Source organism: Krasilnikovia sp. MM14-A1259, from assembly GCF_047159535.1.
In the GTDB taxonomy this organism is placed as follows: domain Bacteria; phylum Actinomycetota; class Actinomycetes; order Mycobacteriales; family Micromonosporaceae; genus Actinoplanes.
This window is the reverse complement of sequence record NZ_BAAGAJ010000002.1, coordinates 3,720,851-3,744,645: the sequence shown is the minus strand read 5'-3', so window position 1 is coordinate 3,744,645 and position 23,795 is coordinate 3,720,851. Positions and strand designations below refer to the sequence as shown.

Genomic DNA, 23,795 nt, shown 5'->3' with positions numbered 1-23,795 from the left:
TCGCACGTGTTGATCGGAGAGCTGGCCGAGCATGCCGGCGTGACGCCGCGCATGGTGCGCCACTATGCGAACGCCGGGCTCGTGTCCAGCACCCGAGACGTCAATGGCTACCGCGATTTCGAGCATCAGCAGGTCGTCCGTGTCCGGCAAGTCCAATCGCTGATCGGACTCGGCCTGACCATCGCGCAGATCGTCGATCTGCTTCCGTGCCTCGGCGAGAAGCCCGAAACACCCACCTGCCCGGCAGCCCGTGACGCGTTGCGGCAACGCCTGAGTGTCATCGATGGGCAGATGAGCGTCCTGACAGGACTTCGCGAGCGTATCGCCGCGACCTTGGACCTGTCGGTTGAGCACTCCCGGACCGATGCCGTCCCACTGCCGGGCGCACCTGCCCAACCGGTGGAACGATCGGTTCCGGCTCAGGCGCCGGGCCCTCACCCATCGTGAATGGTGGACGTGGGTCGACGCGCCGACCGCCGTCGTAGTGTCCCGAGTATTCCTCAGGTCAGCGCAACGGTCAGGATGTGAGCGTGAGGGTCGTCCGGTGGTTCGTCGGTAGCTGGCTCTCGCGGATCTACCTGGGTGCCGTCGCGGTGGCGACCGTGTGGGCGATGCTGTCGATCGGGGCGTGGGATCAGCCGGACGCCAACGTTGCCGCCGTATTTCCGTTGCTCATGACCGCGCCCGTGTCGCTTCCGCTGTTGGCGGCGGTCGAGGACTGGGCCATCAACGACGGGGTGTTCCTGGGTTGCGTGGTGGTGGGTGCACTCGTCAACGCCGCCGCCATCAACGGTGTGGTGGCACTGGTGCGCCGCATTCGGGCCAGAGCCGGCCGGTACGACGCGTGAAGGTGTGTGCCTTCCCGTCCACCCAGCACCACGCCGATGTGCGACGACCGGACCCGGCCGCGGGCGCCTCATCGGACCGCCTTGCGTTCGGAGCGGCCGACCCGGCTGGTGCCCAGGTCGGCGCGCTGCCCTGCCGAGTAGCCGTCGCGGCTGCCCGATCCGGACAACCGGCGGGCACGTCCGCTGCCGAGCTTCGGGTAGGCGGTGGCCCGGGCCGCGTCGACCAGGGCGCCGCGGTCGGCGAGGACCAACGCCACCGAACGGCCCGCCGTGTGCTGGGCGGCCCGCGCGGTCTCGGCGTCGGACGAGGCGCGGGCCTCGGCATCCCGCAAACGGCGGTGGATCGCACTGGCGTAGCCGGCGTACCAGGAACGGCGGTAGGACGCGGGGTGCTCGCCCCACGGCACGTGGGTGGCGGCGAGCGCGTGTGCGGCCTGCACCAACAGCGAGGTGTACAGCAGTTCGACGCGGTCGAGGTCGGCGCCGAACCCGAACAGGTGCATCGAGGTCCGCCGGCTGCCCGGGGTGGGATCGGTGCGGCGTACCGACTTGCAGCGCAGCGCCAGAGCAATCCCGGCGAGTAGTCCGGCCTTGTCGAGGGCGTAGGGGGCGTCCATGTCGATCACCCGGTCGCCGACCGCATCCGCGCCGGGCGTGATGTCGGCGAGTAAGGCCTGGTCGATGCCGTATTTGGCGATCAGGGCGGCGGCCTTGACAGTGAACGCCTCGGCTTCGGCCGGAGTGCAGGCCTCGTCTTCGGCCTTGGCGAGCAGCTTGCGAACCTTGTCGAGCATCCCTGGATCCGGAGCCGCCGGGCCGGGCGTCGCAGGATCGGGGGTCATCGGTACTCCTTCGGGGCGCAGATCAGGCACTCTCCCAGAAGCGCGGGATGCAGTGATGACGGACCCCCGCGTTCCTGCATTGGGAAGGATGCGCGCCACGAGTGGTGGCTCAACCTGGGCTGACCCATGCGGCAAGACCCGGCGCACCGGCGGGCAAATCCCATTCCGGGCCGCGTTTGTGTTCGTCGGGCACGGTGGCTGGCTTCGGTGGACAACCTGTCCCCGCCACCACGGGTAACGGCCCCTCAGAGAATGTCTGAGGGGCCGTTTCATGTCAGCTACCCCCGTCGGTTAGTTGTCATGCCCGGCGGCGGGTTTGGAGAGCGTCCGGCTGCGCTGCTCAGCCGCGTCGAACGACGTGGAAACGCGCGTCATCTCCGCGCGGTCGGCGGGATCGAGGCGCTGCGCGTACTCGCGGCGCAGGTCCAGGGCGGTCGCCGACAATCGGACCTTGAAGTCGCACAGTACGTCCTGGGCCGCCAGCTTGATCTCCGATGCCCGGCGCTGCTGGAGCGGCCGGCGGTCGGTGCGGTACGCGGCCGTGAGCTGTTCGACAAGGGCGTTGGGCGACTCGTACGAGTAGTGCTTCGTGTCCAGGCAGCTGCTCCACTCCCGAAGTTTCGCCGTGTAGCGCGGGTCGGCTCTCGCCTCCGACTGCAACCGCAGGTTGAATTCCTGCGGCAGGTATGCGATTCGCGCCCAGGTGTCGAGATTGCCGTACACCGCGGTGTGGGACCGGGCCGCGCAGCCCTGCCTCGGGAAGGTGTACACGACGCCCTGGGGTGCGTCGAACGTGGCAAGGTCGTTGGGCGGGCCGAGCAAGGCCGTACGCAGTGCGTCGTCGGCCTCCGAGCCGGCCGATTCCGGCCCGGTGGCGGCTGGGCCGTCCGACAGCCCGTACCCGTGCTCCCGGGCGTAGGCGAGTCGCACCGCGCGGTTGCCGCTCGCGTCGGGTTGCGGCCGGTCGGCGACGCCCGCCCAGGTGAAGCCGGCGTTGCTCATGCACTGCCGGGTGAGCGACACGTCGACCTCGTCGACCCGATATCGCCGCTCGGCGTAGTCGCCCGTATTCGTGATCATGTCGATGGTCGCCTCGTCGAGGCGGGCCGGGGCCGGAGCCGCCGCGGGTGCGGGGTGGTGCCCGCATCCGGCGAGAGCCCCGGCCGCCAGCACCGAGATCAGAAGTGCCCGGTACGCAGGACGCATCGTTCCGCCTCGTTCCGAAGTCGCGTTGTCCGTGCGGGTGCCCCCGGCTTTCGAGGGCGCCCGCGTATCGGCTGATCAGCACCAGTTCATCGAGGAGATGACGTCGGCCCAGTTGCCGCCGCCGGGACGGCTGTTCTGGCGCAGGTCCGCGCGCCGGCTGCCGATGCCCTCGTTGAGAGCTACGCCGGTGTAGCCCGGTCCCTCCCAGAAATGCACCGTGCAGTTGACGCCGTGGTTGAAGGAGGACCACGAGTCGTTGTCGATGAAGGAGGGCAAGGTCGAGTTCGCGTTCTGACCCTGCCAGCGCCTACCCGTGAAGTCGTTCAGCACCCAGAGGCACGCGTACCCGCTGGGGCAGTCTCCGAGACCGTCCAACGACGCGCTGCCCGTGGGAGCCGGGGTCTTGCCGTTTGCGGGGGCGGCCTGCGCGGGCGCGGCGAAAGCCCCGACGGCCATGGTGAGTGCAGCGAGGACGGTCGCTGCGCGCCGGGCGTTGTACTTCATGATGTTCCCCTTCTCGCCGATCATTCCGGGTCGTTGCCCAGTTTCCCCAGGAATCGGCAAGGGATCGGAACGTTTCGATGTGGGTCGAATCGTGTACCGACGGCCCCCTACGCGCCGGACAGGCGGCGGCCCAGATCCGTGGTCCGGTGCAGGATCTGCTTGCCCACCCGGTGACTGGTCAGCAGGCCCGCGTTGCGCAGGATGGCGGTGTGATGGCTGGCGGTCGCCGGTGACGTGCCGGTGCACCGGGCCAACTCGGTGGTCGAGGTCCCGAGCGACGCGGCGCGCAGGATCGCGGCGCGGGTGCGGCCGAGCAGCACGTCCACGCTGTCCGGGGACGGCTCGGCGTCGATCGTGGAGGAGTCCTCCCGCGGCGCCGGGTAGACGAGGATCGGCTCGAGCGCCGGGTTGGCGAGGGCGACCGGGCTGCCCTGGCAGAAGTAGGACGGGATCAGGGTGATGCCCCGGCCCCGGAGCACGAGCCGCTGATCGCGCGGATAACCATGTACCTGCAGCACCGGCGGGTGCCACCGCGTCGACGGGGACAGCTCGGTCAGGAGCGAGCTCATCCCGTCCTGCAGCACTCCGGTTTGGCGTACCAGGCGGTGCTCGGCGACGCGCCGCCCGATCGTCGGCCAGTGCGGGCGTACGGCGACGTCGAAGTAGCGCTGCAGCCCCTCGCTCAGGTGCCGCCGGGCGGCCGGTTGGCCGGCGGCGAGATCGGCGGTCCAGGCGGGCAGTGACGTACCTTCGGCGATCATCGTCTCCATTTGCCGTCGTATCTGGACGCGTGGCGTGTCGGAAATGGTGTCGATCATCTCCTCGATCTCCCCGGGACCGGTCGAGGGCGTGAGGAAATCGGGGAAGTAGAACGACAACGGCATCAAGGGCAGCAAGGTCGACCGGAGCAGTGGTGCGAGTCCGGCAGCGCGAATGTCGTGCCGCACCTGCCGGTGCCAGTCGAGATGGTTGAGGTAGCCGACCTTGGTCTGCAGGCGGTGAACGCTGAAGACCAGCTCCCACATGGGATCGGCCGACTCCTGGATCTTGGTCCGGGCCATGTCTTGTGCGTTGAAGACGATACTCAGGACACCTTCCCCCATGACTCTATTGTGGTGCTTTCGGTCAGGGAGGCCAGTGCCAGCCTGGGGCGGGTTGACGACCTGATGCCGCCCTTGATCGCGTCCGCTGTGATGCCGCCCACATCTGTGCCCTTGTTCCGGGACCTTGCCGGTCGGCTCCCCGGCCGAACCGCAGTGATCTCGACATTCGCCGACCGGATGATCTCCGGCCCGATCCGTGGCGGCGGGACCGGGCATTCTGATCGTGCCCCGGCTTCCCCGGGCAGATTCTCATCATCGTGGGCTGGAAGCCGATGAGACTACGGTGAACCGGCTGGGAGAGCAGGAGGTGAACGGCAGCTTGGCTGGCGCCGAGGAACTGTCGGCTGCGCTGCTCGCGCTGGAGGACCGGATCATCGTGGACGCCGCCGCGGGGTACTCGGCCGCGGTGGAACTCGAACGGCAGGCCGAGGCTCTGGGCGACGAGGCCCTGCTCATGCGTGCCCGGCTGTGCTGGATCGACATGCTCAGGCGCACCGGTGACTTCCGGGAAGCCGCCCGGCACATCAAAGGGATCCAGGCTTGGGCCCGTAGGAATGGCGACCGCCGGCTGCAGGCGCGTAGCCACCTGGTGTGGGCGAACATCGAATGGCTGTCCGGCAACCGGGCCAAGACCTTGAGGCACGCGCTGAGCGCGGTCGAGTTGCTCGATGAGACGGCCACCCCGCACATGCAGATCTGGCACCGTCTCAGGCTGGCAAGTGCGCTGGCCGAGACCGGCGACATGGATGCGGCACGGTCGTGTTACCGCCAGGCCGAGCAACTGGCCCGCGAGCTGCACGAGTGGGAACGGCTCACCGTGGGGCTGAACAACTGGGCCTACGCCGAGTACAAGTCCGGGGACTTCCAGCGGGCCGGGGAGGTCGCACGGCGCATGCAGGACCACGCCGTGGTGCGCGGCTACCACCTTGACGCGGGCGCGCTGGACACCATCGGGGCGATCCAGATCGCCAACGGCGAGTACGCCGAGGCGGAGCAGACGATGCAGGTATGCCTCGCCCGGTACAAGAGCGCGGGGGTCAACGACGCCGACGAGATGGCCGAGTACCTGTTGACCTTGGCCCGGGCTCAGCGCGGGCTCGGCGCCACCGGCCGGGCTTTGGTGAGTCTCGACGCGGCCCACCTGCAGTGCACCGAGGGTGACCTGCGCGAAATCTCGGTCCGGGTGTATCAGGAGAAGGCCGAGTTGCACGCCGCCCGCGGTGAGCACGCCGAGGCGCTCGCCGCGCAGGAGGCGTACCTCGCCGCCCGGGAACGCCTGTCCTCCCCGCAGCGAACGCCCATGCGCGCTGTTCTGCACGCGATAGTGCGGACCCACCGAGGCCTGCGAGGAACCCGGGCCGCTGGGTGAGCAGGCACTCCCGCTCACCCACGCGCAGCCGTCTTACGAGGTGCGCAGGTCGGCGATCGCATCCGTCGTGGTCGTACGGCGTTCCCGGGCCGTGCTGAGGGTCTCGACCGCACCCCCGACCGCGGCGGCGGCCACCGCCGCGATCACGGTCCCGGCCCGGGAGGCGTGCCGGGCCCGACCGGCCCCGACGGCGCGCACCACGCCGGATGCCTCGCGCAGTACCGCGTTCGGCAGGGTGCGGGTCAGGTACGACCGTTCGGCGCCGAGGGTGCGCGAGCCGTGGAGCAGCCGTGCCATCTGCACCTTGCCCCGGCCCTCGGCGTAGCAGCGGCGCATCAGGAAACGGAACGTGGACCGCTCGTGGGGCACCTCGTGCTCGACCACGGCGCCCGGCACGTACATCCAACGGCCGCCGCCCTCGCTCATCCGCAGGCAGAGGTCGGTGTCCTCCGGCCGGTTCCGCTTGCCGATCTTGCCGAAGCCGTCGCGGAACCCGCCGACCGAGGTGAACACGTCCCGGCGTACGGCCATGCTGGCCGACCAGACGTTGCGCACGGGCGCGGTGGTGGTGGGCATGCCGGTGTACGACGCGCCGAACGCCCACAGCAGCTCGTCGGGCAGCCAGCTCGGACGCGAGCGGCTCCAGGCGGCCGCGATGGCGCCGCCGGTACCGACCACGTCCGGATCGGTGAACGGGCCGACGAGCTGCGAGAGCCAGTCCGGGCCCGCCGCGATGTCGCCGTCCAGGAACGCGATCAGCGGGGTGGTGGTGTGCCAGGCGCCGGTGTTGCGGTTACCCGAAGCGCCCTGGTCGAAGCGGTTCTCCAGCACGGTGACGCCGGTCAGCTCGCGGCGGGCGCGCGCGAAGAGGGCCGGGTTGTGGTCCACCACCACGACCACCTCGGCCGGCGCGACCGGGTGCTGACCGAGCGCCGCCGAGACGGTACGGACCAGGGTGTCCCAGCTGCGCTCGGTGTGACACGGGATGACGATGCTGACCTCGGCGGTCTCGGCCATCAGGCAGACTCCGCCTTCTCCGCGGTCAGCAGCGCGTCCACCCGCCCGTACCATGTGCCGCCCGGGACGGCGAGCACCGGTACGGTCTTGCTGCGCGTCCGGAGCTTCGACGGCGCGGCGGCCTTCGCGGCGGCCCGGCGCTGCACCGCCCGGCGGTGGAACTCGCTGAGAATGGTGCGCAGCACCCGCGTCCCGTCGCGGAACGTGTTGAGGTTGCTGGTCCCGTGGATGCGCAGGTGCTCGATGCTGGAGACCTCCTTGACCCGCGCGCCGCTGGCGGCCACCCGGATGTTGATCAGGGTCTCGATCTCGAAGCCGTCACCCCACAGCTTCTTGCCGTCGGGTCGGGCCGCCAGCTCGGTCGAGGGCAGGTCCATCACCGGCACGACCCGCCGCCAGAAGGCGTTGTAGCCGTAGCAGAGGTCGCTGAACCTGGTGCGGAACAGCGTGTTGACGATCAGGTTCAGCCCCTCGTTGCCCACCCGGCGCAACGGAGTGATGTCCTTGCTGTGGCCGCCCTTGGAGAACCGCGAACCCTTGGCGAACTCGGCGCCGCCGGTCAGTGCCTCGACGAACTTGGTGATCTCGGCCGGGTCGGTCGACCCGTCCGCGTCGATCATCACGATCGCGTCGCCGGTGCACGCGCCGAACCCGCTGGCCAGCGCGTTTCCCTTTCCCGTACGGGTCTGCTGCACGACCACCACGTCGGGCCGCAGCCGGCGGGCGACCTCGACGGTGTCGTCCGTCGAACCACCGTCGACCAGGACGACCTCGTGCAGCCCTTCCGGCAGCGCGCCGAACACGTGCGGCAGGTTCCGGGCCTCGTTCAGCGTCGGGATGACCACGCTGACTCGCGGAGCGCGGCGGGGCGCACCTCGCGGCGTGCTGCGGCGGTCGCGCGGGCCGTCCTGCGGCGCCGTGCGGCGTTCCCGGCGGGGTGCACCGGGCGGCGTGCTGCGGCGGTCTTCCATCCTCGCTGAGGCCTTTCGTCGAGTCGGGCTGGAATCCTGCTGTCGGCAACTCCGCGGCGAATTCGAGACGAATCGCGTTGTTTCTTCGTTGCATTTGTCAGCACCAGCAAACGGTCATCACAGAGTGACCCGCCGACCTCATCGCTGCCTCAGGTCACGGTCAGGATTTCCGGTGTGACCTCGGGATGTGCAAGCTTGTCAAGCGCTGCCATGATCTGCTCATGGAGCATTACGTCCGCCCGGCAGACGCCGGCAGTCCGGAGCCGTTGGCGTCCGGGAAAAGGGAGCCGCTGCACCAAAGGCTCGCGCGTTGGCTGTCGGCCGTGGTTGCCGATCGGCCGCATTCCGGGCAATCGCCGAACCTGATACGGAACTGGGACGGGACCGGCACGGTCATTTCCGGCAGTCACGGTGGCGGCGGCGGCGCCTGAGACACCTCGGAACGAGAAACCGCCGAGCCGGCCTGGGCGCAGAACCTCTGCGGCCCGGGCCGGCTCGGCGGTTTCCGCCATCCGATGTCAGTTGGCGGCGGGCATGTACGTGTCGCAGGCGGTGCCGCGTTCGGCCTTCTTCACGGTCGTGCCCTTGCACAGCCGCACCGCGGGCTGGAAGCCACCGAACAGCAGGTTCGAGGTGGTGGTGTAGTTGGTCTTTCCCTTGCCGCAGAGCGTGCCGAACGTGCGCCACTCGATGCCGTCCGTGGGCCCGTTGTAGGCGACCTGCACGACGCCGCAGGCCGTGGCGGAGTTGACCGCCAGCGTGCCGCTGATGCGGATCGGCGGAACCGGGTGCTCCGGGATGCTCATCATGCGGTCGTAGGTGCCGTAGGCGGACACGCTTCCGGTGGCAAGCTCGAACGTGTTGTCGAGCGCCGCGGCCGCGGGGGCGGCGGCAACCCCGACGGCGATGCCGGCCATCGCGACGATGCCGAGAGTACGGGCGGCGAGAGACTTCATGTGTCGGTCCTTCGGTGTGATCCCTACCGGTCGGGCAGGGGGTGGACGGTGCTCGTCACCGTCGGCGAAACGTCTCCCCGGCGCGGACTTCGTGGCGGGGCCACGGCGGACAGTCCACTGAGGACGCTTGCGGTGAGTTGTGCTCACTCGACGGTGCGTCATGATGAGATGCCATCGATGCGTGACAGTCAAGTTGACGTGAGGGGGTCGAGGTGTCACACGCGCCATTGACGCTCAGTAAGGCCCAGCTCACGTGCGTGCCGCATCGCCCGTGCTGGGTGCGCCTGTGAAATCATTCACGCGACACGGGACCGGCTACGTTCCGTCCGCCGGCCAGGCCATGATGTCGTGGCCCGGCCCGCAAACGGCCCCTCAGAGCTTCTCTGGGGGCCGTCTGCCAAGCCGAGTGAAAGGCGTCAGGGAGCCGAGGTCACTCACTCCTTCGCTTCCGGATGCCGCTCGTCGATGTACCGCTTGGGGTAGGGGACGAGTGCGTCCTTGGAACTCTTGATCGCCTCGAAGTCCTCCACCACCTGGCGTAGCGCGGTGTCGTCGGCGACGTTGGCCGCACTCCAGACCTGGGCGTCCGTCAGCCGGCCTTTGATCGTGCCGTACTGCGTCGCGAGTTGGCGCGCCTTGCCGGCCGCCTCGGAGTAGTTCTTGACCCTCGGGATGATCGCCGCTGCGGCCGCCGCGAACGCCGCGGCAGAGGCAATGGTCTGCGCCCACCACGAGTTGGCGACGTTCAGGAATCCCCAGAAGGTCAGGCTCGTGACGGTGCTGAGAAATGCGGCCGCGATGGCGTAGCCGTCGGCGCGGCGTTGCATTTCATTCGCGTACCGGGGGAGGCGGATGGCCCAATACTTCGAGCTGTCCAGGCATTCGTCGATCCGGTCCCTGCTGATCGGCGCTGCGGTCACCGGCCGTAGCTGGTACATCGCAGCCGGTTGTGCGCCTGCTGGATTCGCTGCCTGCGCCGGTGGTGCGCCGGCAGGCATCGACGGCATCGGAGGGTTTCCGCCGGTCGGGATTGTCGGCGACGGAGGCGCGGACGCCCCTGGTGTCGGGATCGTCGGTGAGGAATTGTTCGTGGTCCCCGACGCCGGGATCAGTGGCGACGAATTGTTGTTGGTTCCCGACGCCATGGCGGCCGGCGAGGGTCCGGCGCTGCCTCCGGCCGTCATGATCGATGACGGTGGAGGAATGGTTGTTTCTTCTGCTGTTTGAGGACCCTTGGTCATGAAGACTCCCTTCGCCAGAAAATCGCATGCTGCGCGATGTGGGCAGCGATGCCAGATCCAGGGGGAGTGGACACAGGTACTGTAGCCACCGGATGGGGTCTGGGTTTGGGTTTCTGCCTACTTGGTCTGCTCGGACCCGTGTGGCCACCGGTGTCGGCCTCCGCTCATCATCCGATATGGACATTGGTGGCCCGGCGCGTGTAATCGGCGCTTCTGGTCGGCGACTGTCGATGACAGCTATGCCGACCGGAATAGGCTGCTCGGTGCCCATTTGGTGCGCAACGTCCGGTCGGCGGCGCGTCGTTGCTTAAGCCTCGACTTATATATTGCCAGCCTGATACGGTCGGCGGGTGCACGCGTTCGACGTGCTGGGCGACCCGATCCGCCGGCGCATCCTGGAGCTGCTCGCCGAGGGCGAGCAGACGTCCGGCGCCGTCACGGAGGCCATCCGCGCCGAGTTCGGTGTCTCCCAGCCCGCGGTCTCCCAGCATCTCAGAGTGCTGCGCGACAACGGGTTCGCCACCGTCCGCGCGGCCGGTGCCCGCCGGCTGTACGCGGTGGACGACACCGGCCTGCGACAGGTGGACGCCTGGCTGGGGCCGTTCCGCAGATTCTGGACGCCGCACCTCGCCGCGATGGCCACCGAGGTGTCCCGCGGCAAGCGCATGCGCCGCCTCGCCGCCGACGGGGCAACCGGCGCCGTCGGCGAGACCGGACCCGACCTTCCTGGAGCCACACATGATGATTGACGTGAAAGAGCAGATCAACGCGGTACGCCGCACGTTGGGCAGCCGGGTGCTGGAGGCCGGCGAGGCCCGCGTCCTCACGATCAGCCAGGTGTACGACACCGACATCGACGACCTGTGGGACGTGGTCAGCACCGCCGACCGGATCGCGCGCTGGTTCCTGCCGGTATCCGGGGATCTCCGCGAGGGCGGCCACTACCAGTTCGAGGGCAACGCCGGCGGCACCATCACCCGCTGCGACCGGCCGAACTCGTACGCGGCCACGTGGGAGTTCGGCGACACCGTGAGCTGGATCGAGGTCCGGCTCGTGCCGGAGGGCGACGACCGGACCCGGTTCGAGCTGGAACACGTCGCGCATGTCGGGGACGAATTCGCGGAGAAGTTCGGCCCCGGCGCGGTCGGCATCGGCTGGGACGGGGCCCTGTACGGGCTGGCCAATCACCTGGCCGATCGGGCCGCGCCGAAGGACCCGCAGGCCGTGGCGGCCTGGATGGGCTCGTCCGAGGGGCACGAGTTCATGCGGCTCAGCAGCGACTCCTGGGCGGAGGCCGACATCGCCGCGGGCACGGACCCGCAGCGGGCCCGCAGGCAGGCCGACGAGTCGTACGCCGCCTACACGGCCGGCTGATCCTGCGCGGCGGCGGGCAACGGGGGTTGCTGGCGGGGCAGGACATGCGCCGCGTGGCGGCGGACCACTCCCTTACCCGCCGCCTTGGCGGTGTACAGCGCGTGGTCCGCCTCCCGCAGCAGGCGGTCGATGGCATGCCCCGGGCCGCGTGCGGTGGTCAGGCCGACACTCGCGCCGACCTGTACCCAGGTGCCCGCGGTGGGCACGGGCACAGCGAGCTCGGCGAGGACCCGCGCGGCGATCATCTCGGCCTCGGCCGGGTCCGCCAGGCCGGGCAGCAGTACCGCGAACTCGTCGCCGCCGAAGCGGGCCGGGGTGTCGCCGACGCGCAGCGCGCCCGGCAGGCGCCGCCCCACCGCGACCAGTACGGCGTCCCCCGCGGCGTGGCCGAGGCGGTCGTTGACCGGCTTGAACCCGTCCAGATCGAGCAGCAGTACCCCGGTGTGCTGGTCCGGGCCGGCAGCGGCGAGCGCCTCGTCGGCGCGCCCGTGGAACGCGGCACGGTTCGGCAGCCCGGTCAGCGTGTCGTGGTGCGCGGCGTGACGTAGCCGTTCCTGCTGCTCGTCGAGGTCACTCAGCAGCCGCTTGATGGTGACCAGGCTGAGGAACTGGCGCAGCATCGCCAGCCCGGTGGTGCACAGCAGTGCCCAGACCAGTACCGGGCTGAGCGTGCCGGACCGCAGGTACAGGCCGCTGACGGCGCAGATGGCCAGCGCGACGGGCACGTACGGCAGCGCGGTCCAGAAGCCGGCGTGCGCCCGCCGGCCGGAGGCGTCCGCCGGTCCCACGGTGTCTCGGCTCGCGAGCGCGACGAGCAGGCCCCCGGCGAGGTACAGCGCACCGACACCCAGGGCGTACCAGGGCTGGCGCTCGGTGGTGTTGTGGGTGGAGCCCACGGCGGCCAGGGCGAACATGCCCATCCCGGCGGCGAGCAGCTGCAACGCGCGTCCGTCCCGGCTGGCGCGCGTACGCGACATCAGGGTGAGGGCCAGCGCGGCGGCGATGATCTCCGGTAACAGGGTCAGGACGTACGTCAGCTGGCTGCCGCGCGCCAGGGTGGCCGTAGCGGGCGCGATGACGAACTGCCAGACCAGCGCGAACATCGACCCGGCAACCGTGGCGGTGTCGATCGCGTGGGTGGTGCTCGCCATGGCGCCGGGCAACGGCGGTGCGGCCAGGGCGATCCCGATCACGGCCAGCGTGGCCGAGCTCACCGACAGCAGATCGGCCAGGTTGGGCTTGCCGGGCTGGAGATCCAGTACGGCGTACGCGGTGTAGAGGGTGTAGGAGACGCCGAGCATGCCGGACGCGACCACGCCCAGGCTCCACCCGGCCCGCTCCCGGCCCCGCTGCACCCGGGCCTGCCGGAGGAAACCGGCCGGGGCGACGAATCCGGCGACCGCGATCGGGAGGCTGGCGACGACGAGGCCGGACCGGGTCGACAGCAGCGGCAGCACGAGCTGGAGCGCGATCGCCGCCAGCGCGATGGCGACGACCGGGGTCATGATGCGGTGCCGCAGCTCGCGCACGTGGCCCCCTGACGTCACCGGTTGCCGCTGCCCATCGACGCGGGACCGCGGGACTTGAGGGTACGCAGTGTGACGTGAACCGGCACAGATGCACCGGCGGCTCGGTACTCAGGAAGTACCGAGCCGCCAGTGATCAAGGATTCAGCAGGACGTGACCTTCTTGTCACCGGTCCACTTGCACGTGTCGATGGTCTTCGTGCCGAATCGCAGGTAGGCGGTGTCCCCGCCGTTGTTCCAGACGTAGGCCTTCTTGCCCCAGTACCGGTCCCCGGCGTTCGGCTTGCCGTTGGTGCCCTTCCCGGTGTGCACGTAGACGTTCTTGCCCGCACCCAGCGAGTACGAACTGGTGAACGTGTACGTGTTCCCGGACGCGTCCCGGACGCTCCACCCCTTCAGGTTGATCGTCTTCGACGTCTTGTTGGTGAGGCGGACCCACTCGTTGTTCAGCCCCGCCGGGCCGTGGTACTGGATCCTGGTGAACTGAACGTCGCCCGCCTTGGGCCCGGCCGGCGGCTTGGGGGCGGGCGGCTTCGGCGCTGGAGGCTGGGTCGTGGGCGCCGGCTCGGTCGGCGTGGCCGTGACGGCGGGCGGCGCGACCGTGACGGTGGGCGCCGGGGCCGTGGTGGTGGGTGCCGGAGCGGTGGTGGTGGGCACCGGCGTGGTCGGTACCGGAGTGGTGGGTGCCGGCGGCGTGACCGTCACGGTCGGCGCCGGGGGCGTGGGTGTCGCAGCACCGGCGACCGTGATCGTCTGGTTCGGCGAGTAGTTCGCGAGGACCGCATTCTCCGGGTCGGCACCGATGAACGCCCGGTAGGTCTGCGACGTGCCGGGACCCTGGTTGAGCAGATCGGCGCTGAACGTGCCGGTGAGGCCGGTGTAACCGCCGGACAGGGTCGTCCAGGTCGCCCCGGACAGCCGCTGCACCTCGACGGGCAGCCACGGCTGGTTCGGGTTCGCGGCGACGTCTGCCGTGACCGTCCCGCTGGCCGTCGAGGTCAGCGTCAGGGTCGGGACGACCTTCATCTCGACGGTGACGGTCCGCGACCGTACGCCGTCGGCCTCGACCGCGAACAGGAAGCCGCTGTCGACGAACCGGTGGATCGTGTACGCCCCGGCGTCGTTCGCCGTGGCGGTGACCGACGAGCCGGTATCCCAGTCCGTGGCGACCCGCAGGTCGTTCCAGATGTACGCGGACTCGTACAGGGTCACCGCGGCGTGCGGGGCGACCGTGCCGGTGATGGTGATCTCGGAGAAGCCGGTGGCCGTGTCCGGTGCCGAGATGGTCGGCGTGACGGCGGCGAGCGCGGGCGTCGCGAGCGCGGTGGAGGCGGCGAGGCCGAGTGCGGCCGTCAGCACGGTGATGGTGGTACGGCGGGCGCGTCGGCCGAGGACGGCCGACGTGTCGCGATGAAGCATGTGAATTGTCTCCTTCGGCGGTGCGCGGCCGGCACCCGGAGGCGCGCGCCAGCGACCGCCGTCGTCGGCGGTTGATCGCGGCAGCGTATGTCTATGACTCTGTGTAGTCATACATCTCGGTGGTTCTGGTTCTTGGCCGCTTGGCCCCCGAGCCTCGTCCGTACGGTTTCACCTGGGCAAAGGTCACTCCGAAGGGTTCGGGGGCGGCCACGGCGCGTGGGGGCAAATGGTGACAAAAGATGACCCTGGGTAATTGTCATTAGCTGCGCTGAGCGACTTGTTACGGTGGAGCCCGCCATGTCCCACGACCTTGTGCCCGTACCCGAGGACCGGATCCTGCGCGCCGACTGCACGCGCTGCGCCGGCCTCTGCTGTGTCGCACCCGCGTTCGCGAAATCGTCCGACTTCGCCATCGACAAGCCCGCCGGGCGGCCCTGCCCGAACCTGGGCCGCGACTTCCGCTGCGACATCCACCCGCACCTGCGGGAACGCGGCTTCGGCGGCTGCGTGGTCTTCGACTGCTTCGGCGCGGGCCAGCAGGTCACCCAGGTCACGTTCGGCGGGCGGGACTGGCGCAGCGAGCCCGACCTGGCCGGGCCGATGTTCGCCGCCCTGCCCGTGATGCGTCAGCTGCACGAACTGCTCTGGCTGGTGACCGAGGCGAGGCGACTGCCCGCCGTGGCCGAGGCGCGGACCGGCCCGTCGGCGAAGGCCCGGCTGGCCGACCGGCTTCGGACCGCCCATGACGAGACCCGGCGCCTCACCGAGCTGGGCGCGGACGAGCTGCGCGCGCTCGACGTGGACGCCCACCGCCGCCGGGTCAACACGCTGCTGCAGAAGGCCAGCGAGCTGGCCCGGGCCGGGGTACGGCGGCGGCCGGACCATCGGGGCGCCGTCCTCATGGGCCGCCGGCTGGCCGGGGCCGACCTGCGCGGGGCCAACCTGCGCGGAGCGTTGCTGATCGGGGCCGATCTGCGCGGCGCCGACCTGCGGCTCGCCGACCTCACCGGCGCGGACCTGCGCGGCGCCGACCTGCGCGGTGCCGATCTGGCGGGCGCGCTGTTCGTCACCCCGGCACAGCTCGCCGCGGCCCGGACCGACGAGACGACCACGCTCCCGAATTCGCCGCGATCCGCGCCGCCCGCCGAGCCGCCTCGCTCGCCGGACGAGATCCGGCCGGGTTGACCGCGGACCCAGGTCCGTCGTCCCGCTCTCCTGAAGCGTCCGGCCCCGGCCGGGGGACCGGGATCGGCGAGCCGGGGCTGCTCACCGGCAGGGCGCCGTGCAGCGACACGGTCTGTCCCTCGCCACCGTCGTGATTGCGGAACTCCGGGCCGATCAACAGCCGGGACAGCATCCGCGCCTGCGGCGTCGACAATCCCAGCTTCTGCGCGTTGTCGATGCGGAACCGCGCGACGGCCTGCCGGACGACGTTCGCAAGCCGGTCGGCGTCTCGTACGGTCCGCAGGTCACCGCCCGCGAGCACCAGCGCGGGCCAGGTGCCGTCCGGCCCGGCGCAGACGAGCTGGAGCTGGCTGGCGGACCCGGCCCGCCCGGTGCCCGGAGCGCCGGGCTGCACCCGCAAGTGCCGCGGCCACTGCCAGCGCAGCTCGCCCGAGGTGACCTCCAGGTCGTCCGGCGAGTCCGACGACGCGTACGCGTACCGCAGGCGCTGATCGGTCACCAGAACCTCGGTCGGCTCCGGCAGGGCCCAGCGGGGCAGCGACGCCACCTGCTCGAACGCGTACTCGGCGACGGCGGCCCGGCCCCGCCACAGCGGACGCTCGCCGCCGCGCAGTGGGGTGAAGACGTCGGCCGGGTACGCCGTGACGGATACGTCGTCGTGCATGGCGGCCCCCTCGGCGTCGTGCCTCGATTACATCGACGCCCCGGAGCCCCCACAACCCGCGGGCCGTGACTTTTGCCGGATCACGGAACCTCGGCGCGGGAGCGCTCGGAAGGTTGAACTTTCGGACTACCCCGGCCGTACCCTGTCAGGCGCGCGAGCGGAACAGACCGTCGGGCGGAGCCGGGGACGGCACGGCCGCGCTGTCGAGCACGGGTGTGGCGCCCCCGGCGAACCGGTCCAGATCCGTCTCGACCCGGCCCGGGAACCAGTCGCCCGCGACGCGCCGGGCCAGCTCCGCGACCGGCGGTGGCGTACGCCCGGCCAGCAGCACCAGGTTGCCGAAGCGGCGGCCCCGCAGCACCGACGCGTCCGCCGCGAGGCACGCCTGCGGCAGCGCCGCCCGGACCGTGGCGACCTGGGCGCGGGCGTGGCGCAGCGGCGGGCCGTCGGCGATGTTCGCGACCAGGAAACCGGTGGGTGCCAGCACCCGGGCGATCTCGCGGATGAACTCCACCGACGCCAGGTGCGCCGGGGTACGGGCGCCGGCGAACACGTCCAGCACCACCACGTCGTACCCGCCGGGCCGCATCCCGGCCAGTTCCGCGCGGGCGTCGCCGACCCGGACCCGGATGCGGGCCGACGGTGGCCACGGCAGGTGGGCGCGCACCAGGTCCACCAGCGGGCCGTCGATCTCGATCACGCGCTGCGCGGACCCCGGGCGGGTGGCCGCGACGTACCGGGGCACGGTCAGTGCGCCGCCGCCGAGGTGCAGCACCCGCAGCGGCCGGCCCGCCGGGGCCAGCAGATCGAGGGCGGCGCCGATGCGGCGTACGTACTCGAATTCCAGGTATGTGGGGTCGGCCAGGTCGACGTGCGACTGCGGGGAGCCGTCCAGCAACAGGGTCCAGCCGGTCCGGCGGTCCGGGTCAGGTACGAGCTCGGCCGTGCCCGACCCGACGGCCGCGGCCTGCCGCTCCGACCGCCTGCGCTGTGCCACGCGATGCAGTATGCCGGGTGGGCCCGGCCGGGCTTCGCGAGCATGCGGGTCTGCGACGCGGCCGTCGGGCGTTCCGTGGTGGCGGTGCTGCCCGATGACGCACGCGGCACCGCTGCGGGTGAAATGCGAACCGGCTTTGCGCGAAACGGTCATCGGACGCGGATGCCGCGTTCCACACTTGCGGCAGCGGACCCGTCCGGGGTGGACGGGCGGGCAGGAGTGAGCGATGTCGGGCAACGCACCGGCCGAGGTCATCGGCGACTGGCCGGAACTGTCCCTGGCCACGGACCTGCCCATCGGCCCCGGACGGGGCCTGCCGCCGCTGCGGATCCGCCGGTACGAGTCGGACGAGGGGCCCGCCTACTGGCGCTGGGACTGCGCCGACTGCGGCGAGTACGGCGGCGGACGGCACCACGACGACGCCGTCACGCGGGCGATGCGCCACTGCGAGGAGCACCCGGACCACCGGTCGTCGTTGCTGCCGCCGACCCGCTGCCGCCGGGCGGAACCGGACCCGGCGGTGCACCCGATGCTGTTCGCCGTCGACGACGAGATGCCGCCCCCGCCGTTGAACACCTGACCCCTACGACGTCGCCAGGTCGTCGGCGGGCCGCGGTGCACCGAGCACGTCGGCGACGCGCCGGATGCGGGGGTCGGCGCCGATCTGCTCCAGGCCGGCGGCGAGCGGCATCCGCCAGTTCGGGTACTCCCGCGTCGTCCCGGGCAGGTTCGGCTGACGCAGTTCGCCGAGCACGTCGTACAGGGAGGCGGTGACCAGCCGGCACGGGGTCCGGGCCAGGAACGCGTGCAACGCGACGACGATCTCGTCGGGATCGCTGTCCGCGGTGATGAGGCCCTCGGCGCGCAACGCGGCGAACAACTGCGCGCGGTCCTGCGCGGCCCGGCGTTCCTCCTGCGCGACAGGCCCGGTGAGCAGGCCCAGCTCGGCGCGGACCTGGACCTGTGCGCCGCGCAGGAACCCGGCCGCGGTCGGCAGGTCGTGAGTGGACACGCTGGCCAGCGCGTTGCGTGGATACCCGGCGGGCATCCGGTAACCACCGGCCGGGTCATCGGGATTGCGGGTGAACCACAGGACGGCCGAGCCCAGCATGTTCATCCGGGCCAGGCCGGCGGTGACCTCCGGCAGCACCGTACCCAGGTCCTCGCCGATCACGACGGCACCCGCCCGGTACGCCTCCAGCGCCAGGATGCCGAGCATGGCGTCCGGGTCATACCGGACGTACGTGCCCTCGGCGGGTCCCATGCCCGGCGGCACCCACCACAACCGCCACAGACCCGCGACGTGGTCCACCCGCAGGCCCCCGGCGTGCCGGAACGTCCGGCGCAGCAGGTCCCGGTACGCCGCGTACCCGGTCTCGACGAGCCGGTCCGGGCGCCACGCGGCCAGCCCCCAGTCCTGCCCGAGCTGGTTGAACGCGTCCGGCGGGGCGCCCGCGTGCACCCCGTCCGCCAGCACGTCGTGCAGCAGCCAGGCGTCCGCGCCGCGCGGGTCGATCCCGACCGCGAGGTCGTGCACGATCCCGACCGGCATCCCGGCCGCCCGTGCCGCCTCGGTCGCGGCGTCGAGCTGCGCGTCCAGCAGCAGCTGCAACCAGACGTGGAACGCGACCCGGTCGTGCAGCTCGGCGCGGGCCGCGGCGACCGCCGGGGCGTCCGGGCGGCGCAGGCCGGCGGGCCACGCGTGCCAGTCCGGCCCGTGGTGCTCGGCCAGGGCACAGAACGTGGCGAAGTCCGCGAGGCCGGGGTCCGCGTCCACGTCGACCGGGCCGGCGAGCGGCCACAGCAGTTCCAGGGCGGACCGCTTGGCGCGCCACACCGCGCTGTAGTCGATCAGGCCGTCCGCGGGCGGGGCGGGGCGCAGCGCATCAACCCGGGCGCGCAGGGCGGCGTCCGCCTGCCGGTACTGCGGTGTGTCGGCCACCCGCAGGTACAGCGGGTTGGCGAAGCGGCGGCTCGACGGAAAGTACGGCGACTCCGGCACCGGCAGCGTCGGGGTGGGCGCGTGCAACGGGTTGAGCAGCACCAGCCCGGCGTCCGGCGCCACGTCACGGACGAAGCTCACCAGGTCGCCGAGGTCGCCCATGCCCCAGGATTCGGCCGAGTGCAGCGCGTACAGCTGGAGCATCCAGCCCCACGTCCGGGGCGGCTCGGGCAGCGCCGCCGGCACCACGACCAGGGTGACGTCCTGGCCCGCGCTGTGCATCCGGTGCCAGCCCAGCGGAAGGTCGGCGGGGATCGCGCCGGTGACGGTCCGTTGCCCGCCGTCCTCGGTGACGATCGTGGCGGGCGCCGCCAGCGGGTGTGTACGCCCGAGCCGTACCACCACCGTGCCGGGCAGCCGGCGCCGGCGCCGGGCGCGGCGCACCGCGGCCAGCTCACGCGCGACATCCTGCGGGGTACGGGCGTCGACGCCGAGCAGGCCCAGCACGCCGATCACGGTGGCCGAGGAGACGTCGCGTCGCTCGCTGTGCCAGTCCTCGTACCAGGTCGCCACGCCGTGCGCCGCGGCCAGTGCCGCCAGGTCAGCGTCCATTCCGCCCCCTCTGTGGTCGGTCCGCTCCCCCTACCCTGCCGGACCGGCGGCGGTTCCGCGCGCATCGGTTGCGGCCCTGCGCCACCATGGACCCATGTCTGCTGCAGTGACGTGGTGGTCGCGGCTGACCGCGGCGGTGACCGGCGCGGTTCTCACGCTGGTGGTCCCGGTGCACGCCTGGGCCGCGAGCAACGGGGTCGCCGACGTGGCGATCGAGGCGGCCAAGTACCGCCGGCGCCGTTCCGGCTTCGGCTTCTTCGGTTTCTCGATGTTGTGCTGCCTGCTCGTGGTCGGCGCGATCGTCCTGATCGTGGTGCTGATCATGCGCGGCCGCAAGCGTCGCCGCTGATCTGCCACCGCGATCGGTGCCCGCCTGCGCGGCGACGGTCACGTCCAGCCGAGCGTGCGCTCGACCGCCTTGCGCCACTGGGCGAAGTCGTGCTCCACGCCGGCCCGGTCGCGTTCGGGCCGCCAGCTTCCGGCCTGCTGCCAGTTGGCCCGCAACGTGTCCGTGTCCGGCCAGAAGCCGACCGCCAGCCCCGCCGCGTACGCCGCGCCGAGGCACGTCGTCTCCGCCACCACCGGACGGACCACGGGAACGCCGAGCACGTCCGCGAGAAACTGCATCAGCAATTCGTTCCCGGTCATGCCACCGTCCACTTTGAGCGTGGTCAGCGCGGTGCCGCTGTCGGCGTTCATCGCATCGACGACCTCGCGGGTCTGCCAGCCGCTGGCCTCCAGGGCGGCGCGAGCGAGGTGGCCACGGTTGACGAAACCGGTGAGCCCGACCAGCACGCCCCGGGCGTCGGAACGCCAGTGCGGGGCGAACAGGCCGGAGAACGCGGGCACGAGGTAGCAGCCGCCGTTGTCCGGTACGGTGCGGGCCAGTTCCTCCACCTCGGGCGCGGACCGGATGAGGCCGAGGTTGTCGCGCAGCCACTGGATCAGTGAGCCGGTGACGGCGATCGCGCCTTCCAGCGCGTACACCGCGGGCTGCTCGCCGATGCGGTAGCCGACCGTCGTGAGCAGACCGTGCCCGGACCACACCGGGTCGGTGCCGGTGTTGAGCAGCAGGAAGCTGCCCGTGCCGTACGTGCATTTCGCCTCGCCGGGGGCGAAGCAGGTCTGGCCGAACAGGGCGGCCTGCTGGTCGCCGAGCGCGGCGGCGAGCGGCACCCCGGCCAGCGGGCCGGTGGTGATCGGGCCGTACACCTCGCTGGAGGAACGGATCTCGGGCAGCATCGCCGCGGGGATGCCGGTCGCGGCCAGGATCTGCGGGTCCCAGTCCAGGGTGTGCAGGTTCATCAGCAGGGTACGGCCGGCGTTGGTGACGTCGGTCAGGTGGCGGCCGGTCAGTTTCCAGATCAGCCAGCTGTCCATCGTGCCGAACAGGACCTCGCCGGACTCCGCGCGCGCCCGCAGGCCGGGAACGTTCTCCAGCAGCCAGGCGAGCTTCGAACCGGAGAAGTACGGCGCCAGCGGCAGCCCCGTACGCTGCCGGAACTCGTCCTCCCCGAGCGCGTCGGCGAAGCGGCGTAGTTGCTCGTCCGTACGGGTGTCCTGCCAGACGATCGCGTGGTGCACGGGCTTGCCGCTGTCGCGGTCCCACACCAGCGTGGTCTCCCGCTGGTTGGTGATGCCGACCGCGGCGAGCTGGTCGGCGGTGATCGACTCGACGGCGAGGGCCTCGCGGACGACGAACTCGACGCACTCCCAGATCTCGTCGGCGTCGTGCTCGACCCAGCCGGGCTGGGGGAAGATCTGCCGGTGCTCGCGCTGGGCGACGGAGACGACCGTGCCGTCGGCGTCGAAGACGATGCAGCGCGAGGACGTGGTGCCCTGATCGATGGCGGCGACGTATTCCTTGGTCACGCGTAAACCGTATGGGAAAGACCGGCGGCGCGGGGCCGCCGGTCGTTCGCGTTTTCGTCAGGCCCTGCTCCATTTCTGGTTGGCCGTGCCGGCGCAGTCCCACAGTTGGAGCTGGGCGCCGTTGGCGGTGTTGAGATCCTTGATGTCCACACACCGGTTCGCGGAGACGTTCACCAGGTCGCCCGCGGCCGACAGCGTGAAGCGTTGCACCGGGTTGCCGTTGCAGGTGACGAGCTGGATGGGGGTGCCGTTGGCGGTGCCGGCGCCGGCCGGGTCCATGCATTTACCCATGGCGCGCAGGGTGCCGTCGCTGCTGAACGTCCACTGTTGGGCGGCGGTGCCGTTGCAGTCCCACATCTGCAGCCGGGCGCCGTCGGCCGGGTTGGCGCCGGGGATGTCGATGCACCGGTGGTTCACCGCGGACTCCAGGGCGTTGCCGCCGGTGTCGTTCCACGCCGACACCCGGACATAGTCGACGAGCATGGTCTGCGGGAACGCCGTACCGGCGTCGGGGTTGCCCGGCCAGCTGCCGCCGACCGCCACGTTCATGATCATGAAGAACGGGTGGTCGAAGACCCAGGTGTTGCCGTTGATGTTGGCCGGGGTGACCCGGAAGTACTCCTGGCCGTCGAGGAACCACACGACGAGGTTCGGCGACCATTCGATCGCGTACGTGTGGAAGGCGTCGCCCAGCGGCGCGCCGATCGTGCGGTTGCCGCCGATGCCGCTCGCACCGGAGTAACCGGGGCCGTGCACCGTGCCGTACACGGTGTTGGGGGTGCTGCCGACGTTCTCCATGATGTCGATCTCGCCCGAGTTGGGCCAGCCGACGCTGCCGAGGTTGTCGCCGAGCATCCAGAACGCGGGCCAGATGCCCTGTCCCTTGGGGATCTTGATGCTGGCCTCGAACCGGCCGTACTTCTGGGTGAACTTGCCCGAGGTCAGGATCCGGCCGGACGTGTACGTGCAGGTGCCGTACCAGCACTGGTAGCCGGACGGGTTTTCCTTGCGGGCGGTGATGGCGAGATGGCCCTGGCCGTCGCGGGAGACGTTACGGGTGGAGTTGGTGTAGAACTCCAGTTCGTTGTTGCCCCAGCCGCTGCCGCCGGTGTCGAAGTTCCATCGGCTGGAGTCGATCGCGGAGCCGGCCGCGCCGTCGAACTCGTCCTGCCAGGTGATGGCGCCGACGGCAGCGTCGGCCCGGTCGTTGCGGGAGACGGCGCTCAGGGCGCCGGCGAGGGTGGTCGCGACCACGGCGGCCGCGAGCAGGAACCTGGTTGTCCGCATGGGGGGATTCCTCCGGGGAAAGAGGGGACATGCGTTAACAACCCTTTTATAAGTTGTGTTAACAAGTCAACCCGTTGCCGGTTCCGGAACCGGCAACGGGTTGCGAGATCGGGTGGTGTGGGTGCGTCAGCCAACCAGCTCGAAGAGGTTCGGCAGGGCCGTGGGCTCCCACCCGGGCAGCGCGGTGTGCGCCTCCTTCACCCGGTAAACCTTGTCCTTGAACGAGACGAGGTCGCCGGCCTTGTAGGCCGTGTGCACCTTCCACTTCGGCGCATTGACCTTGGTCGGGGTCGGGGTCGGGGTCGCGGATTGCTTGACCGGCTCCAGCGTGGTGGCCGTGGGCTCGGGCGCGGGCGGCGTCCGGGTCGGCTCGGTGGCGAGGGGCGCGGTCTCGGTGGGCGTCGGGTCAGCGGTCGGGGTCTCGGTCACCGACGGCGACGGGGCCGGCGGCTCCGAGGTGGGCGGCGTGGGGTCGGTCGGGGGCGCCGTGGGGTCCGTCGGGGTCGCTGTGGGATCCGTCGGGGTCGCCGTGGGGTACCCGATGGTGCCCTCGGCCGGGCGGGCCTCCCAGGTGCGCCGGCACTCACGGTCGCGGAAGTGACGGTCGGTGCTCCAGCGCCAGGTGTAGCCGCGGCCGTCGCGCCGCTCGCAGACCGTGATCCGGCCGTCGCGGTTCTCGTGGGCCGAGGCGGTGTCGTTGCGGCTGGGCAGGTAAAGGGCGGTCGCCAGGCCCGCGCCGACGACGGCGAGCGCGAGCAGGACGCGGGGGCGACGCAGGAACGTACGACCGGCGGGGGCGGCGCGGTGCATGGGGATGAAACCTCCGTGGGCGGCGGACGTTTGTTCGGCAGGGAAACTTT

General features: G+C 71.0%; 26 protein-coding genes. 10 read left to right on the top strand and 16 right to left on the bottom strand.

Features of this window, described 5'->3' with window-relative positions; all coding sequences use genetic code 11:
* Positions 1 to 6: 6 nt before the first annotated feature.
* Complete coding sequence (locus ACMCNK_RS16715) at positions 7 to 447, top strand: MerR family transcriptional regulator (protein ID WP_412737329.1); 441 nt, start codon at positions 7 to 9, stop codon at positions 445 to 447.
* A gap of 83 nt (positions 448 to 530) precedes the next feature.
* Entirely contained in the window at positions 531 to 848 is a 318-nt protein-coding gene (locus tag ACMCNK_RS16710; protein ID WP_412737328.1) for an SCO4225 family membrane protein, read from the top strand.
* 68 nt (positions 849 to 916) lie between these two features.
* On the opposite strand, the gene ACMCNK_RS16705 is transcribed toward ACMCNK_RS16710, so the two are convergent.
* The 4 genes from ACMCNK_RS16705 to ACMCNK_RS16690 form a co-directional block, all read right to left on the bottom strand.
* Entirely contained in the window at positions 917 to 1,690 is a 774-nt protein-coding gene (locus ACMCNK_RS16705) for a DUF2786 domain-containing protein (protein ID WP_412737327.1), read from the bottom strand.
* Positions 1,691 to 1,981: 291 nt separating this feature from the next.
* Complete coding sequence (locus ACMCNK_RS16700; RefSeq protein ID WP_412737326.1) at positions 1,982 to 2,896, bottom strand: hypothetical protein; 915 nt, start codon at positions 2,894 to 2,896, stop codon at positions 1,982 to 1,984.
* Between the two features lie 75 nt (positions 2,897 to 2,971).
* Positions 2,972 to 3,424: a peptidase inhibitor family I36 protein gene (locus tag ACMCNK_RS16695; protein WP_412737325.1), complete on the bottom strand. Its 453-nt coding sequence runs from the start codon at positions 3,422 to 3,424 to the stop codon at positions 2,972 to 2,974.
* 83 nt (positions 3,425 to 3,507) lie between these two features.
* Complete coding sequence (locus ACMCNK_RS16690) at positions 3,508 to 4,503, bottom strand: ArsR/SmtB family transcription factor (RefSeq protein ID WP_412737324.1); 996 nt, start codon at positions 4,501 to 4,503, stop codon at positions 3,508 to 3,510.
* A 283-nt stretch (positions 4,504 to 4,786) separates the two neighbouring features.
* Between ACMCNK_RS16690 and ACMCNK_RS16685 the strand changes: the two genes are divergently transcribed.
* Entirely contained in the window at positions 4,787 to 5,872 is a 1,086-nt protein-coding gene (locus ACMCNK_RS16685; RefSeq protein WP_412737323.1) for a hypothetical protein, read from the top strand.
* Between the two features lie 33 nt (positions 5,873 to 5,905).
* Here the strand turns inward: ACMCNK_RS16685 and ACMCNK_RS16680 are convergent, their stop codons facing one another.
* Positions 5,906 to 6,889: a glycosyltransferase gene (locus tag ACMCNK_RS16680; protein ID WP_412737322.1), complete on the bottom strand. Its 984-nt coding sequence runs from the start codon at positions 6,887 to 6,889 to the stop codon at positions 5,906 to 5,908.
* Positions 6,889 to 7,734, bottom strand: a complete 846-nt coding sequence (locus tag ACMCNK_RS16675; protein ID WP_412737321.1) for a glycosyltransferase family 2 protein — start codon at positions 7,732 to 7,734, stop codon at positions 6,889 to 6,891. The genes ACMCNK_RS16680 and ACMCNK_RS16675 overlap by 1 nt, the downstream gene beginning before the upstream one ends.
* A 347-nt stretch (positions 7,735 to 8,081) precedes the next feature.
* Between ACMCNK_RS16675 and ACMCNK_RS16670 the strand changes: the two genes are divergently transcribed.
* A complete protein-coding gene (locus ACMCNK_RS16670; protein WP_412737320.1) occupies positions 8,082 to 8,291 on the top strand; it encodes a hypothetical protein in 210 nt (69 codons plus the stop codon).
* A gap of 87 nt (positions 8,292 to 8,378) precedes the next feature.
* On the opposite strand, the gene ACMCNK_RS16665 is transcribed toward ACMCNK_RS16670, so the two are convergent.
* Both ACMCNK_RS16665 and ACMCNK_RS16660 read right to left on the bottom strand, forming a co-directional pair.
* Entirely contained in the window at positions 8,379 to 8,816 is a 438-nt protein-coding gene (locus ACMCNK_RS16665; protein ID WP_412737319.1) for a hypothetical protein, read from the bottom strand.
* A gap of 434 nt (positions 8,817 to 9,250) precedes the next feature.
* Complete coding sequence (locus ACMCNK_RS16660; protein WP_412737318.1) at positions 9,251 to 9,643, bottom strand: hypothetical protein; 393 nt, start codon at positions 9,641 to 9,643, stop codon at positions 9,251 to 9,253.
* 25 nt (positions 9,644 to 9,668) lie between these two features.
* On the opposite strand from ACMCNK_RS16660, the gene ACMCNK_RS16655 reads away from it, so the two are divergent.
* The 3 genes from ACMCNK_RS16655 to ACMCNK_RS16645 all read left to right on the top strand — a co-directional run bounded on the left by ACMCNK_RS16655 (position 9,669) and on the right by ACMCNK_RS16645 (position 11,431).
* Positions 9,669 to 10,043, top strand: a complete 375-nt coding sequence (locus tag ACMCNK_RS16655) for a hypothetical protein (RefSeq protein WP_412737317.1) — start codon at positions 9,669 to 9,671, stop codon at positions 10,041 to 10,043.
* A gap of 364 nt (positions 10,044 to 10,407) precedes the next feature.
* On the top strand, positions 10,408 to 10,806 hold the full coding sequence (locus tag ACMCNK_RS16650; RefSeq protein ID WP_412737316.1) for an ArsR/SmtB family transcription factor: 399 nt from the start codon (positions 10,408 to 10,410) through the stop codon (positions 10,804 to 10,806).
* Positions 10,799 to 11,431 (top strand): SRPBCC family protein, encoded by a 633-nt coding sequence (locus ACMCNK_RS16645; RefSeq protein WP_412740887.1) that lies wholly within the window; start codon positions 10,799 to 10,801, stop codon positions 11,429 to 11,431. The genes ACMCNK_RS16650 and ACMCNK_RS16645 overlap by 8 nt, the downstream gene beginning before the upstream one ends.
* Here the strand turns inward: ACMCNK_RS16645 and ACMCNK_RS16640 are convergent.
* Complete coding sequence (locus tag ACMCNK_RS16640; RefSeq protein ID WP_412737315.1) at positions 11,416 to 12,960, bottom strand: diguanylate cyclase domain-containing protein; 1,545 nt, start codon at positions 12,958 to 12,960, stop codon at positions 11,416 to 11,418. The two genes, ACMCNK_RS16645 and ACMCNK_RS16640, sit on opposite strands and share 16 nt — an antisense overlap.
* Before the next feature lie 141 nt (positions 12,961 to 13,101).
* Positions 13,102 to 14,376: a lamin tail domain-containing protein gene (locus ACMCNK_RS16635; protein ID WP_412737314.1), complete on the bottom strand. Its 1,275-nt coding sequence runs from the start codon at positions 14,374 to 14,376 to the stop codon at positions 13,102 to 13,104.
* A 297-nt stretch (positions 14,377 to 14,673) separates the two neighbouring features.
* Here ACMCNK_RS16635 and ACMCNK_RS16630 point away from each other — a divergent pair, with 297 nt between their 5' ends.
* Positions 14,674 to 15,561 carry a pentapeptide repeat-containing protein gene (locus ACMCNK_RS16630; RefSeq protein ID WP_412737313.1) on the top strand — a complete coding sequence of 296 codons (888 nt, stop codon included), beginning with the start codon at positions 14,674 to 14,676 and terminating at the stop codon, positions 15,559 to 15,561.
* On the opposite strand, the gene ACMCNK_RS16625 is transcribed toward ACMCNK_RS16630, so the two are convergent.
* Both ACMCNK_RS16625 and ACMCNK_RS16620 read right to left on the bottom strand, forming a co-directional pair.
* Positions 15,443 to 16,225 (bottom strand): hypothetical protein, encoded by a 783-nt coding sequence (locus tag ACMCNK_RS16625; RefSeq protein ID WP_412737312.1) that lies wholly within the window; start codon positions 16,223 to 16,225, stop codon positions 15,443 to 15,445. The two genes, ACMCNK_RS16630 and ACMCNK_RS16625, sit on opposite strands and share 119 nt — an antisense overlap.
* A 145-nt stretch (positions 16,226 to 16,370) precedes the next feature.
* On the bottom strand, positions 16,371 to 17,222 hold the full coding sequence (locus ACMCNK_RS16620) for a spermidine synthase (protein WP_412737311.1): 852 nt from the start codon (positions 17,220 to 17,222) through the stop codon (positions 16,371 to 16,373).
* A 226-nt stretch (positions 17,223 to 17,448) separates the two neighbouring features.
* Between ACMCNK_RS16620 and ACMCNK_RS16615 the strand changes: the two genes are divergently transcribed.
* The gene (locus ACMCNK_RS16615) at positions 17,449 to 17,802 is read left to right on the top strand and encodes a hypothetical protein (protein WP_412737310.1); all 354 of its coding nucleotides are present in this window, start codon (positions 17,449 to 17,451) and stop codon (positions 17,800 to 17,802) included.
* Positions 17,803 to 17,805: 3 nt separating this feature from the next.
* On the opposite strand, the gene malQ is transcribed toward ACMCNK_RS16615, so the two are convergent.
* Positions 17,806 to 19,776, bottom strand: a complete 1,971-nt coding sequence (gene malQ / locus ACMCNK_RS16610) for a 4-alpha-glucanotransferase (RefSeq protein ID WP_412737309.1) — start codon at positions 19,774 to 19,776, stop codon at positions 17,806 to 17,808.
* Positions 19,777 to 19,870: 94 nt separating this feature from the next.
* On the opposite strand from malQ, the gene ACMCNK_RS16605 reads away from it, so the two are divergent.
* The gene (locus tag ACMCNK_RS16605; protein WP_412737308.1) at positions 19,871 to 20,125 is read left to right on the top strand and encodes a hypothetical protein; all 255 of its coding nucleotides are present in this window, start codon (positions 19,871 to 19,873) and stop codon (positions 20,123 to 20,125) included.
* 38 nt (positions 20,126 to 20,163) lie between these two features.
* Here ACMCNK_RS16605 and glpK read toward each other — a convergent pair whose 3' ends face one another.
* The 3 genes from glpK to ACMCNK_RS16590 all read right to left on the bottom strand — a co-directional run bounded on the left by glpK (position 20,164) and on the right by ACMCNK_RS16590 (position 23,745).
* Complete coding sequence (gene glpK / locus ACMCNK_RS16600; RefSeq protein ID WP_412737307.1) at positions 20,164 to 21,648, bottom strand: glycerol kinase GlpK; 1,485 nt, start codon at positions 21,646 to 21,648, stop codon at positions 20,164 to 20,166.
* Between the two features lie 57 nt (positions 21,649 to 21,705).
* Entirely contained in the window at positions 21,706 to 22,935 is a 1,230-nt protein-coding gene (locus tag ACMCNK_RS16595) for a family 16 glycosylhydrolase (RefSeq protein ID WP_412737306.1), read from the bottom strand.
* A 126-nt stretch (positions 22,936 to 23,061) separates the two neighbouring features.
* Positions 23,062 to 23,745, bottom strand: a complete 684-nt coding sequence (locus tag ACMCNK_RS16590; RefSeq protein ID WP_412737305.1) for a carbohydrate-binding protein — start codon at positions 23,743 to 23,745, stop codon at positions 23,062 to 23,064.
* Positions 23,746 to 23,795: the final 50 nt, after the last annotated feature.

What these genes read in the sequence shown, in the direction of transcription:
- malQ (WP_412737309.1), bottom strand. Translation starts at nt 19,776, where the DNA reads ATGGACGCTGACCTGGCGGCACTGGCCGCGGCGCACGGCGTGGCGACC.
- ACMCNK_RS16605 (WP_412737308.1), top strand. Translation starts at nt 19,871, where the DNA reads ATGTCTGCTGCAGTGACGTGGTGGTCGCGGCTGACCGCGGCGGTGACC.
- ACMCNK_RS16695 (WP_412737325.1), bottom strand. Translation starts at nt 3,424, where the DNA reads ATGATCGGCGAGAAGGGGAACATCATGAAGTACAACGCCCGGCGCGCA.
- ACMCNK_RS16690 (WP_412737324.1), bottom strand. Translation starts at nt 4,503, where the DNA reads ATGGGGGAAGGTGTCCTGAGTATCGTCTTCAACGCACAAGACATGGCC.
- ACMCNK_RS16630 (WP_412737313.1), top strand. Translation starts at nt 14,674, where the DNA reads ATGTCCCACGACCTTGTGCCCGTACCCGAGGACCGGATCCTGCGCGCC.
- ACMCNK_RS16655 (WP_412737317.1), top strand. Translation starts at nt 9,669, where the DNA reads ATGGCCCAATACTTCGAGCTGTCCAGGCATTCGTCGATCCGGTCCCTG.
- ACMCNK_RS16705 (WP_412737327.1), bottom strand. Translation starts at nt 1,690, where the DNA reads ATGACCCCCGATCCTGCGACGCCCGGCCCGGCGGCTCCGGATCCAGGG.
- ACMCNK_RS16615 (WP_412737310.1), top strand. Translation starts at nt 17,449, where the DNA reads ATGTCGGGCAACGCACCGGCCGAGGTCATCGGCGACTGGCCGGAACTG.
- ACMCNK_RS16590 (WP_412737305.1), bottom strand. Translation starts at nt 23,745, where the DNA reads ATGCACCGCGCCGCCCCCGCCGGTCGTACGTTCCTGCGTCGCCCCCGC.
- ACMCNK_RS16660 (WP_412737318.1), bottom strand. Translation starts at nt 9,643, where the DNA reads ATGCAACGCCGCGCCGACGGCTACGCCATCGCGGCCGCATTTCTCAGC.
- ACMCNK_RS16700 (WP_412737326.1), bottom strand. Translation starts at nt 2,896, where the DNA reads ATGCGTCCTGCGTACCGGGCACTTCTGATCTCGGTGCTGGCGGCCGGG.
- ACMCNK_RS16595 (WP_412737306.1), bottom strand. Translation starts at nt 22,935, where the DNA reads ATGCGGACAACCAGGTTCCTGCTCGCGGCCGCCGTGGTCGCGACCACC.
- ACMCNK_RS16645 (WP_412740887.1), top strand. Translation starts at nt 10,799, where the DNA reads ATGATTGACGTGAAAGAGCAGATCAACGCGGTACGCCGCACGTTGGGC.
- ACMCNK_RS16625 (WP_412737312.1), bottom strand. Translation starts at nt 16,225, where the DNA reads ATGCACGACGACGTATCCGTCACGGCGTACCCGGCCGACGTCTTCACC.
- ACMCNK_RS16670 (WP_412737320.1), top strand. Translation starts at nt 8,082, where the DNA reads ATGGAGCATTACGTCCGCCCGGCAGACGCCGGCAGTCCGGAGCCGTTG.
- ACMCNK_RS16635 (WP_412737314.1), bottom strand. Translation starts at nt 14,376, where the DNA reads ATGCTTCATCGCGACACGTCGGCCGTCCTCGGCCGACGCGCCCGCCGT.
- ACMCNK_RS16665 (WP_412737319.1), bottom strand. Translation starts at nt 8,816, where the DNA reads ATGAAGTCTCTCGCCGCCCGTACTCTCGGCATCGTCGCGATGGCCGGC.
- ACMCNK_RS16680 (WP_412737322.1), bottom strand. Translation starts at nt 6,889, where the DNA reads ATGGCCGAGACCGCCGAGGTCAGCATCGTCATCCCGTGTCACACCGAG.